Source organism: Psychrobacillus sp. (assembly GCF_032154225.1).
GTDB lineage: Bacteria > Bacillota > Bacilli > Bacillales_A > Planococcaceae > Psychrobacillus.
In genome coordinates, this window is record NZ_JALDYF010000001.1 from 548,322 (window position 1) to 559,020 (window position 10,699).

Genomic DNA, 10,699 nt, shown 5'->3' on the forward strand with positions numbered 1-10,699 from the left:
AAACCCTGTGTTCATGGAACATTTTTATTTACTTTCTTCAAAGAAAAAACCACGAGAAAATAACTCTCGTGGTCCCCAATTATTCAACAGATAATAGATATGGATACAACGGTTGTTTTCCGTTATATAACTCTACTTCAACATCTTCAAATTGCTCTTCAATAAACGCAGCAAGACTAGATGCTTGTTCTTCTGTAACACCTTCACCATAAATGATTGTAACTATTTCTGCATCTTCATCAATCATCGCTTCAGCAAGTTTTGTTGCCGCTTCTTCTCTCGAAGGAATAGAAAGAATAATTTTTCCATCAGCAATCCCCATGAAATCATCTTTCGTTATTTCTACCCCATCAATCGACGTATCGCGAACAGCAAATGTAATTTGACCTGTTTTCACATGTGCAAATGCATCCGTCATACCCTTTTTATTATCTTCCACAGATGCTTGTGCATTGAATGCTAAAATAGCCGCCATACCTTGTGGTAATGTTTTCGTTGGTACTACTGCTGCTTCAATACCTAAAACTTCCGCAGCTTGCTCTGCAGCCATAATAATATTTTTGTTGTTAGGTAAGATCAATACTCTTTCTGCTCCTACTGATTCAATTGCTTTCACAATATCTTCTGTAGAAGGGTTCATTGTTTGCCCACCCTCAATAACAGCAGATGCCCCTAGGCTTTTTAATAGCTCTGCTACGCCTGAACCCATCGCAACTGTTACGACAGCATACGGATGTTTTTCTTCTTTTTTCGCTGGAGTTTCTTTTGCATAGCCTTCTCCAACTAATTCTGTATGTTGCTCGCGCATATTTTCGATTTTGATTTTGATCAAATCGCCATATTGCTGTCCGTATGACAATACTTCCCCAGGCGTTTCTGAGTGAATATGGATTTTGGCAATTTCATCATCTGAAATAACTAACAACGAATCTCCATATATGCTCAAATCATTGCGGAATGCAGTTTCATCAAATGCTTTTTTACCATCTTGGAATCGAACCATAAATTCTGTACAGAAACCAAATTCAATATCTGCTGTATTCATAAACCCTTGTACATTTTTATGATGTTCAGCACTTACTAAATCATCCATTAACAGGTTACTAACAGTCTTTTCAGGTAGTTCCTCACCTTTTAGGCTCGCTAAAAATCCTTCATAAACGTAAACTAACCCTTGTCCACCGCTATCAACTACGCCAACTTCTTTTAAAACTGGCAATAAATCCGGTGTACGTTCTAATGATTTTTTAGCTTCTTCTACGATAGCTACCATTAATAAACGAATATCTTCTTCTGTTTCACTTACTTCTACAGCTTTTTTAGCAGAATCCTTTGCAACCGTTAAAATTGTTCCTTCAACAGGCTTCATAACTGCTTTATAAGCAGTTTCTACGCCGTATTGTAACGCTTGTGCAAATTTCTTTGTATCCAATGTTGGTGATTGTTCTACAAATTTTCCAAAGCCTCTGAATAACTGAGACAGAATAACACCTGAGTTACCACGTGCTCCCATAAGTAAGCCTTTAGATAACGCTTGGGCAGTTTTACCGATATGGTCCACTGTATGAGCAGCAGTTTCTTTAGCACCAGATGTCATTGATAAGTTCATATTGGTTCCTGTATCACCATCTGGAACTGGAAATACATTCAAAGCATCTACATAATCTGCATTTTGAAACAGATGATGCGCTCCCATTTTGACCATATCTGCGAACTGTATACCATTAATTGATTTCATTATTTTCTCTCCCTCATTCACACGCTTGCCACGCGAACTCCTTGTACATAAACATTTACGGATTTCACTGACATACCAAGCGATTTATGAAGTGTATATTTCACTTTCGATTGCACTTGGTAAGCTATTTCAGATATTTTTGTTCCGTAACTTACGATAATATACATATCGATATGTAAATCTTCTTTTTCTTGTCTTACAACTACACCTTTTGTAAAATTTTCTTTGCCTAGTATATCTGTTAATCCATCTCTAATTTGATGCTTTGATGCCATCCCTACTATACCGTAGCATTCTATAGCAGCCCCGCCAGCAATTTGTGCGACCGCATCTTGTGATATATCAATTTGTCCGAATTCGTTTTTCAATTCAATCGACATGATGAAACCTCCCAAGTCCTTTTTGACTATCTTATATTGTACTACACCCTTTTAAATTATAAAAGAGAGCGTTTCCTTCGTCTAGTTTTTCAATTTATATGACTATTCGCGATGTCTTTATTTATCAGTATTCCACTCTAAAGTAAGCATGTTTAATCATTTATAGTGTAAAGGTTTTTTTCTTGATAAGACTTGCACATACTAATAGTCTGTGGTAAATTGTTATAGTATGTGAAATAACGAACTGAAAAATCTTTCAGCTTCTTTTTTAAGGAGGAAATTATAATGCCAAAAGTATGTGTAATCACTGGGCGTAAAGCTCGTTCTGGTAACTCTCGCTCTCACGCATTGAACTCTACTAAACGTACTTGGGGAGCTAATCTTCAAAAAGTTCGTATTCTTGTAGATGGCAAGCCAAAACGTGTATGGGTTTCAGCTAGAGCTTTGAAATCAGGTAAAATTGAGCGCGTTTAATCGCACTCATAATTAATGCCAAGCCGACAACTGTCAGCTTGGCATTTTTTCATTTTTTCTTTTCTTCCTTTTTAAACATTCGAATACAAACTTTCGCCAAACTACTTACGGATTTAGGCAACCTAAATGTGTAGACCTTCACACAATTCCTCCCTTTTAGTCACTGCTTCTTATCATTAAACATATGCCAGCGTTAAAAGAGATAGTACCCGTTCGTCCACTTACTTCATTACTTGTAAATTTTGCATTGCCCATCGAAATCGTTTCATCTGTCACTTCATATAAAAAATCCCTTAATACAACATGTTCTATCGGTTCTCCAAACGAAAAGAACGAAATATATTTATAATGACTGTCCTCTTCAATTTCATGTGTTCCTGGCAATAAAAATCGAATGGCGTTTTGTTTATTGTAAATATAAAACGTCGTGTTAGGATAATTCAATTGGAACCGAAACATATCATGTAGCACAGCTTCATAATGATCTAGTCTGCCGCCTGTAACAGCTGTTAAAATAATCGTTTCTGCATTGTACGAAAGCGCTTTAATAACAGCAATATGCGTATCCGTTTCATTTTTTTCAACAGCTAATCTTGTTATTTTCTCAACAGACCGTTCCAATAAATGGAATTCCTCTTCCACTAACGAATCAAAGTCACCAATAATTTCATCTGGCGTTATGCCCTTTTGCAATAAATGAAGTGCGCCACGGTCTGCTCCAATAAAAATTGTTTTTTCTTTGGAAAAAGGAAGTTGTTTAAAATCAACAACTTCCTCAATTGGACCTCCAGAGCAAACTACTACTCTTGTCATTTTCCAGCTACACTTAAACCTGCATTTTTAATAGCTTGCAAGGCTTTCCCTTTATCTTCTGCATTATAAATAGCTGATCCAGCGACAAATATCGTTGCACCTGCTTCTACGCAAGGGATAATCGTTTCTTCATTGATACCGCCATCAATTTCAATTTCAATCGATAAGTTTCTTTCTTTTATAAGATCTGCTAATTGCTTCACTTTCGGAACTACCGAATGAATAAATTTTTGACCGCCGAATCCTGGATTCACCGTCATAAATAAAACCATATCAATATCTTCTAGAACATGCTGAATAGATTCAATTGGCGTATGTGGATTTAACACAACTCCAGGCTTTACTCCAAAAGAACGAATCAATTGAATCGTTCTATGTAAATGCGGAGACGCTTCCACATGAACAGTAATATAATCTGCTCCTGCTTTTGCAAAAGATTCAATATATAAATCTGCATTTTCAATCATTAAATGGACATCTAATGGTAGCTTTGTAAGCGGGCGTAACGCCTCTACAACGATTGGACCCATCGTAATATTCGGAACAAAATGACCATCCATGACATCAATATGAATAAGCTCTGCTCCTGCTTTTTCTACTTCTAATACTTCTTCTCCAAGTTTTGCAAAATTCGCTGCTAGTATTGATGGAGCTATTTTCACCATAATTAGTACCTCGGCTTTCTATCTATTATTTCATCCAAAAATTGGATATAGTGTTTGTATCGATATGCTTTTATCTTGCCAGACTCTACTCCATCTTTCACTGCACATTTTGGTTCTTTTACATGCATGCATCCACGGTATTTACACTCATCTTGAATTTCTACAAATTCAGGAAAACAACTCGAAAGTTCTTCTTTTTCCATCAAATCAAATTCAAAAGAACTAAATCCAGGCGTATCAGCGAGTAATCCTTCGCAAACTGCAATGAGCTCAACATGCCTCGTTGTATGTTTTCCTCGTCCTAATGCTTCTGAAATAATACCTGTTTTTAAGTTTAATGACGGTAAAATAGTGTTTAATAAAGTCGATTTCCCTACACCCGATTGTCCAGCAAGAACAGTCGTTTTTCCTTTTAATAAAGGAGCAATTTTGTCATCAATATCCGCATCATCTTTAAATGTCATAAGAAGCGTATAGCCAATTTGTTCATACTCTTTTATATATTGTTGAATTTTTTGTTCCAACGGCTCGTCCATTAAATCACTTTTCGTCAAACAAATAATTGGTTCGATTTGAAAAGACTCAAGCACTACTAAAAAACGATCAAGTAAAATGGTATTGAAATCTGGTTCTTTTATTGAAAACACGAGAATTGCTTGGTCAATATTAGCAATCGGCGGACGAACTAAGTTATTTTTTCGTTCATGAATAACGGTAATCGTGCCATCATTTTGTCCTTCTACAGTGTAATCTACAAAGTCTCCTACAAGCGGAGATTCGCCTCTATTTCTAAAGACGCCTCTACCTCGACATTGTATTAATTGATCATTATCATATACATAATAAAACCCACTTAACGCTTTTCTTATTTGACCTGTCGGCATCCGAAACCTCCCTATTGTATTTCATCATAAGTAATTATTTCCTGCGCAATAACTGTATTCCCTACTTCTACACGATATGCTGCTTTATCGCCTTCGCTAATTTCCAGAGATAGCTGTCTAGTAACGGTTTCGACTAAGACAAACTCTTCAATAGGTTCAGCCATCGATCTCGTTTTATCCTGAACATAAATTCGAACAACTTGCTCTTCTACTTGTCCTTCTTCCCACTCTTCCGAGTTTTCATAAGGGATTGTCACCATTTTAACAAACAATTTAGTCGGCTTCTCTTTTTGACCTGCTGAAATAACAACATCAATTGTACTTCCAGGTGCTACTTGTGTATTTGCTACGGGAGATTGTCTAATTACCTCTCCCTCTTTTATATCATTGTGATTTTCTTTGCTCGATCTGTTAATTTTGAAACCAGAAGATTTCTCATAATCACTTAATGCTTTTTCGTTAAAGCCTTTCAAGTCTTTTACGATTTTCAAATCTAGCCCTTTACTAACAGTGAATACTAATTCTGTTTCAGCTGGAATAATAAATGAGCCACCAGGTGGATCTTGCTTTAAAATAATTCCCGGCTCTTTTTCATCAAATACCTCTTCTACTTCAATCCGTAATTCTTGATTGCCAAGTAGCATTTTAACTTGATCAATATCTTTTCCTGTATAATCAGGCAGCTCAGATGTTTCTTTTCCAGAAGAGACGAATAGATGAATTTCAGCTTCTTTCTCACGAAGTTTTCCACCTTCTGGAGTCGTCCGAGTAACAAAACCTTCTTCTATTTCTTCTGAAAATTCTTCTGTCGTTTCTCCAACTTTAAATCCATCTGCTTGTAACTGTTCAATAGCTGCTTGTAATTCTAAATTGACGACATCTGGAACTTCTATTTTTTCTGGCTTAAACATTCCCGGGAACAAAATAATTATTGCTAGCGCTAGTAATAAAACACCGGCGATAATGCCACCAATTATTTTCCACTTATTGCTTTTCTTTTTCTCTTTACTCACAGGAGGTACAATCGGAATTTTCTTCGTTTCGGAAATTTCCTCGTAAGAAACAGGTTCTTTTATAACTGGAAGTATTCTCGTTGCATCTTCGTCTACAGCAACGAAAAATTTCCCTTCACTCGCTCGTTCTGGAGATAGAGCAGTAGCTAAATCTGCTTCCATTTCTTCCGCTGATTGATATCTATCGTTTTGGTCTTTTGCAGTCGCTTTTAACACAACATTTTCCAAACTTTGTGGGATAGATGGAATAATCGCACGGATAGATGGTGTTTCAGTTTGCAAATGCTTTAATGCAATCGAAACTGCGGACTCACCAGAAAACGGTAATTGGCCCGTCAATAGTTCAAATAATACGATTCCTAACGCATAAATATCTGATCGTTTATTCGCAGTTCCCCCGCGGGCTTGCTCAGGCGACAAATAATGGACCGTTCCAAGCACCGAGTTTGTTTGCGTATACGATGTTGCACTTAATGCCATCGCAATACCAAAATCCGTGATTTTCACATTTCCTTCTTCATCCAATAAAATATTTTGCGGCTTCACATCACGATGAATAATATGATTATTATGAGCATTTGCTAAAGCCGATGTTAATTGCTTCATAATAATCACAGATCTTGTCGGGGAAATTGGCGCATTATTTTGTATGTATTGTTTTAAAGTGTCTCCCTTTACATATTCCATCACGATATAATGAATAACTCCGTCTTCGCCTACGTCATAAATATTTACGATATTTGGGTGTGTAAGGCTAGTTGCAGATAATGCTTCGCGTTGGAACCGGCGATGCAATTCTTCTTCATTCGAAAAATCGTATCGCAGTATTTTAATCGCTACATCACGGTCTAGAATCATGTCATGTGCCAAATACACATTTGACATACCGCCTCCGCCAATTATTTCAAGCAGTTTATATCTGCCACTAATTCGTTTTCCAATAAGCATCCTTACACCTCCTAATCATTGGTAGAAAGTAAGATCAACGAAATATTGTCTTCTCCACCTGTTTGGTTTGCTTCATCCACAAGAGCCGTTCCTTTTTCTTGCAATGTCATCGTCGAAAAAAGAGCATTATGAATAAATGGTTCACTCACTTTATTGCTTAAACCGTCTGTACAAAAAAGTAAATAAGAATTAGACTTTAGTGCTACTTCATAAAAATCAGGATGAACTGTTCGTTCCGTTCCAATCGCTTTCATGAGAACATTTTTCTTCGGATGACTTTTTGCTTGTTCTTCATTAATCTCACCGGAGTCTATTAAAACATTTACATAAGAATGGTCGCGTGTAATTTGCAATAATGTATCCGAAGTAAGCTGATACACTCTACTATCACCGACATGTGCGATTATTCCTTTTTCGTTTTTAAACAGTCCTGCTATTAACGTAGTACCCATTCCTTCACAGCCAGCATTTCTAGCAGAGTGGTCTGCAATTGTTTGGTTAATCGATTGAAATGTGTACGTCAACCAATCTTTTGACCTGACAATTGCAGGATTATAGGCATTAAAATATCGCTTAAACTCAGTTAATGCGATTTCACTCGCTACATCCCCCGCTTTATGACCACCCATTCCATCTGCTATTACTGCCAAAACAAGTCCATCGGGACGAACAAATACATCTACTCTATCTTCATTTACCGTTCTTCTCATACCCACATCAGTTTTAACAACGAACTCCATTTGTCCACTTCACCTCTTATTGGTATTAGCCTTTTTTTCGAAACGCAGCAACGTAAAATCCGTCGCTTCTAAGGTCCTGCGGGAAAAGTTGTAACATACCCTCTTTTTCCTGCTTCTTAATATTATTTAAAACGTCTGGAAAACGTTGAAGTTCCATGTCTGGATGCGCTTGTAAAAACAGTTCGGTAGTTCCTTCATTTTCTTCGCGATCCACCGTACAAGTACTATAGACCAATAAACCATCATGCTTCAATAGCTTATATGCTTCTTCCAATAAATTTAATTGTATCGGCTTAAGAGAAGCGAAATCTTTTTCACTTTTTGTGTACTTAATATCTGGTTTTCGCTTCATTACCCCAAGACCACTACATGGCGCATCTACTAAAATACGATCAAATGATTCTGCTGGATATAGTTCCGATGCTTTACGGCCATCCATTTCCACTGTTTCGATAAAGCTAAAGCCAAGTCTATCTGCGTTTTCTTTCACTAGCTTTAATTTATGCTGATGAATATCCATCGCCACTAACTTCCCAGTGTTTTTCATTTTTTCTGCAATATGCGTTGTTTTTCCTCCAGGAGCAGAACACATATCTAAAACAGTCATTCCAGGCTCCGCTTGAAGTGCATATGCTGGAATCATCGAGCTTTCATCTTGAATCGTAACAAAACCTTGTTCAAAAGCAGTTGTTTTAGCAGCTTGTCCGTTAAATAAGTAAATACACTCAGGTAATATTTCGCTTTGTGCAACGACATATCCTTCTTGTGTCAATAAATGAAGTACTTGCTCCACTGTTCGTTTAAATAAATTGACACGTAAAGTTTGTACTGGCGGCTCATTATTTTCTTTCAACATTTTTTCCGTTTCCACGATGCCGTATTGGGAAACAAATCGTTTCACCATCCATAATGGATGACTCGTTTCAATAGAAAGTCGTTCTACATCATCTTTAATCTCTTCTGTCGAACGAACACCTTCTCTTAAAATAGAACGTAGTATTCCATTCACAGCACCAGATATTCCTTTATGACGCCCTCTTCTTTTGGCAATTTCAACCGCTTCATTGACAGCTGCATGGTCTGGAATACGAGATAAATAATGGATTTGATACAACGATAGACGTAATAATTGTAAAACCCAATCGTCTAATTTCCCTTTTACGAATGGCAGTAAATAGTAATCTAATGTCATTTTGTATTGAAGTGTTCCATATGTTAATTCTGTTAATAACGCACGATCTTTTGGATCAATCTTGTATTTTTCAATCGTTTGATGAAGTAGTAAGTTACTGTATGCTTGCTGCTTTTCTACAGCCATTAATATAGACAATGCGGCGTCTCGAACATTACCATTCCAAATTTTTTCTTGTGGTTTTTTTGTCATTCAAATTTATCCCCTATTCGCAATTTCGAGCCAACGCCTCTTAAATAATCTTCCGCTGACATTTTCTTTTTTCCAGCAGGCTGTAGTTCATTTACTCGAATTGCTTCCTCAAAACCAGTTTGAATAACAAAATAATCCGACGATATTTTAATAACAGTTCCTGGGAGTTCTTTTGCATTTTCTTGAATCGTGTCGGCTTTCCAAATTTTCACCGCTTGCTCTTCTAAAGATGTATAAGCAACTGGCCATGGATGCAAGCCACGAATTTGATTGTGTATTTGAAATGCCGTTTTGTTCCAATCAATTCGTTCTTGTTCGCGAGAAATATTTTTTGCATACGTCACTAGTGATTCATCTTGCACGATGCGATTATTTGTTTTGGAAATGATTGAAGGCAATGTCGCTTTCAATAAATCAGAACCAACTTTGCTCAACTTATCAAAAAGTAAACCGGTATCATCCGTATGCTCAATGGAAATTTCACTTTGCGAAATAATATCACCGGCATCTAATTTTTCTTCCATATACATAATCGAAACACCTGTTTTATCTTGCCCATCGATAATTGATTGATGAATTGGTGCACCACCACGATATGCAGGAAGTAAAGATGCATGTACATTAATACAGCCAAGTTCCGGTACTTCTAGCAGCTCTTTTGGTAAAATCTGTCCAAATGCAGCCGTCACGATTAAGTCTGGTTGTAAGTCGATAATTTGTTGTAGTTCTTCTGAGCCTTTTAACTTCGTCGGCTGGATGACAGGTAAGTTTAATGTAAGTGCCTCTTCTTTAACAGGAGGAGGCGTTAACACTTTCTTTCTACCAACAGGACGATCTGGCTGTGTTACAACCGCTAAAACATTGTACCCTTCTTCTACAAGCATGCCTAAAATCGGTGCTGAGAATGCAGGAGTACCCATGAATATAATTGACGTCATTCGGTTTCCTCCTCTTGTTCTTCTGCTAAACGTTCCATTTCTTCCAAATCTACATAACGAACAACTTTCGATGTAAATAAAACACCATGTAAATGATCGATTTCATGTAAAATCGCTCTTGCTTCATAATCTTCCGCTTGTAGTTCATATAACGCTCCATCACGATCTTGCGCTTCTACTTTTACATAAAATGGACGTTCTACTTCACCATAAACATCTGGAAAGCTTAAACAACCTTCTATTTCTATTTCAGATCCACCAATTTCCACGATTTCTGGATTAATCATTTCAATTACTTCTTGTCCTTCACCTAAATCGACAATTGCAACTTGAATAGCTTCTCCGACCTGTGGAGCAGCTATTCCTATTCCATCAGAAGCAACCATTGTGTCATACATATCATCTAATAGCGCTTTTAGTTTATCATCAAAATTCACTACTTCTTTACACTTTGTCGTTAATATTTCATTTGGGTGTACTACTATTGGTCTAATTGCCATTTCATTTCCTCATTTCAATCATAATCAATTTCGCCTTGGCGTAATTGTGTCCAAGTTTTGAATTGAGCTAGAGGCCTACATTACGTAGGTCATGCAGTCGTTGCGACTGGACGTCGCGAACTTAGACTGCCTTCCCCAAATCCGTTCAAAATTTGTGACATCCGCCGGAGGATTAGGCCTACAGGATGTAGGTCACTCAGGCGTTGCCGCAGGACGCGGCGA

The 10,699-nt window shown here is 37.2% G+C and carries 12 protein-coding genes; 1 reads left to right on the plus strand and 11 read right to left on the minus strand.

The window, feature by feature from the left end:
• Positions 1–79: 79 nt before the first annotated feature.
• On the minus strand, positions 80–1,738 hold the full coding sequence (locus RUH95_RS02860; RefSeq protein WP_313891304.1) for a DAK2 domain-containing protein: 1,659 nt from the start codon (positions 1,736–1,738) through the stop codon (positions 80–82).
• Positions 1,739–1,755: 17 nt separating this feature from the next.
• Entirely contained in the window at positions 1,756–2,118 is a 363-nt protein-coding gene (locus RUH95_RS02865) for an Asp23/Gls24 family envelope stress response protein (protein ID WP_313891305.1), read from the minus strand.
• A gap of 285 nt (positions 2,119–2,403) precedes the next feature.
• Here RUH95_RS02865 and rpmB point away from each other — a divergent pair, with 285 nt between their 5' ends.
• Positions 2,404–2,592: a 50S ribosomal protein L28 gene (gene rpmB / locus RUH95_RS02870; protein ID WP_313891306.1), complete on the plus strand. Its 189-nt coding sequence runs from the start codon at positions 2,404–2,406 to the stop codon at positions 2,590–2,592.
• Between the two features lie 49 nt (positions 2,593–2,641).
• On the opposite strand, the gene spoVM is transcribed toward rpmB, so the two are convergent.
• The 9 genes from spoVM to def are packed head-to-tail and all read right to left on the minus strand — an operon-like array spanning position 2,642 to position 10,477.
• On the minus strand, positions 2,642–2,734 hold the full coding sequence (gene spoVM, locus RUH95_RS21500) for a stage V sporulation protein SpoVM (RefSeq protein ID WP_397469470.1): 93 nt from the start codon (positions 2,732–2,734) through the stop codon (positions 2,642–2,644).
• Positions 2,735–2,748: 14 nt separating this feature from the next.
• A complete protein-coding gene (locus RUH95_RS02875; RefSeq protein ID WP_313891307.1) occupies positions 2,749–3,405 on the minus strand; it encodes a thiamine diphosphokinase in 657 nt (218 codons plus the stop codon).
• Entirely contained in the window at positions 3,402–4,070 is a 669-nt protein-coding gene (gene rpe / locus RUH95_RS02880; RefSeq protein WP_313891308.1) for a ribulose-phosphate 3-epimerase, read from the minus strand. The genes RUH95_RS02875 and rpe overlap by 4 nt, the downstream gene beginning before the upstream one ends.
• Positions 4,071–4,072: 2 nt before the next feature.
• Entirely contained in the window at positions 4,073–4,954 is an 882-nt protein-coding gene (gene rsgA / locus RUH95_RS02885) for a ribosome small subunit-dependent GTPase A (protein ID WP_313891309.1), read from the minus strand.
• Between the two features lie 11 nt (positions 4,955–4,965).
• Positions 4,966–6,915: a Stk1 family PASTA domain-containing Ser/Thr kinase gene (gene pknB, locus RUH95_RS02890; protein ID WP_313891310.1), complete on the minus strand. Its 1,950-nt coding sequence runs from the start codon at positions 6,913–6,915 to the stop codon at positions 4,966–4,968.
• Between the two features lie 11 nt (positions 6,916–6,926).
• Positions 6,927–7,655, minus strand: coding sequence for a Stp1/IreP family PP2C-type Ser/Thr phosphatase (locus tag RUH95_RS02895; protein ID WP_313891311.1), 729 nt, complete (start codon positions 7,653–7,655; stop codon positions 6,927–6,929).
• Positions 7,656–7,680: 25 nt separating this feature from the next.
• Positions 7,681–9,039: a 16S rRNA (cytosine(967)-C(5))-methyltransferase RsmB gene (rsmB, locus tag RUH95_RS02900; protein WP_313891312.1), complete on the minus strand. Its 1,359-nt coding sequence runs from the start codon at positions 9,037–9,039 to the stop codon at positions 7,681–7,683.
• On the minus strand, positions 9,036–9,977 hold the full coding sequence (gene fmt, locus RUH95_RS02905) for a methionyl-tRNA formyltransferase (RefSeq protein WP_313891313.1): 942 nt from the start codon (positions 9,975–9,977) through the stop codon (positions 9,036–9,038). Before fmt ends, rsmB begins: the two co-directional genes overlap by 4 nt.
• Positions 9,974–10,477, minus strand: coding sequence for a peptide deformylase (gene def / locus RUH95_RS02910; protein ID WP_313891314.1), 504 nt, complete (start codon positions 10,475–10,477; stop codon positions 9,974–9,976). The genes fmt and def overlap by 4 nt, the downstream gene beginning before the upstream one ends.
• Positions 10,478–10,699 lie beyond the last annotated feature (222 nt).

Excerpts from the sequence above, each read along its gene's own strand:
- RUH95_RS02860 (WP_313891304.1), bottom strand. The coding sequence starts at position 1,738 with ATGAAATCAATTAATGGTATACAGTTCGCAGATATGGTCAAAATGGGA.
- RUH95_RS02865 (WP_313891305.1), bottom strand. The coding sequence starts at position 2,118 with ATGTCGATTGAATTGAAAAACGAATTCGGACAAATTGATATATCACAA.
- rpmB (WP_313891306.1), top strand. The coding sequence starts at position 2,404 with ATGCCAAAAGTATGTGTAATCACTGGGCGTAAAGCTCGTTCTGGTAAC.
- RUH95_RS02875 (WP_313891307.1), bottom strand. The coding sequence starts at position 3,405 with ATGACAAGAGTAGTAGTTTGCTCTGGAGGTCCAATTGAGGAAGTTGTT.
- rpe (WP_313891308.1), bottom strand. The coding sequence starts at position 4,070 with ATGGTGAAAATAGCTCCATCAATACTAGCAGCGAATTTTGCAAAACTT.
- rsgA (WP_313891309.1), bottom strand. The coding sequence starts at position 4,954 with ATGCCGACAGGTCAAATAAGAAAAGCGTTAAGTGGGTTTTATTATGTA.
- pknB (WP_313891310.1), bottom strand. The coding sequence starts at position 6,915 with ATGCTTATTGGAAAACGAATTAGTGGCAGATATAAACTGCTTGAAATA.
- RUH95_RS02895 (WP_313891311.1), bottom strand. The coding sequence starts at position 7,655 with ATGGAGTTCGTTGTTAAAACTGATGTGGGTATGAGAAGAACGGTAAAT.
- rsmB (WP_313891312.1), bottom strand. The coding sequence starts at position 9,039 with ATGACAAAAAAACCACAAGAAAAAATTTGGAATGGTAATGTTCGAGAC.
- fmt (WP_313891313.1), bottom strand. The coding sequence starts at position 9,977 with ATGACGTCAATTATATTCATGGGTACTCCTGCATTCTCAGCACCGATT.
- def (WP_313891314.1), bottom strand. The coding sequence starts at position 10,477 with ATGGCAATTAGACCAATAGTAGTACACCCAAATGAAATATTAACGACA.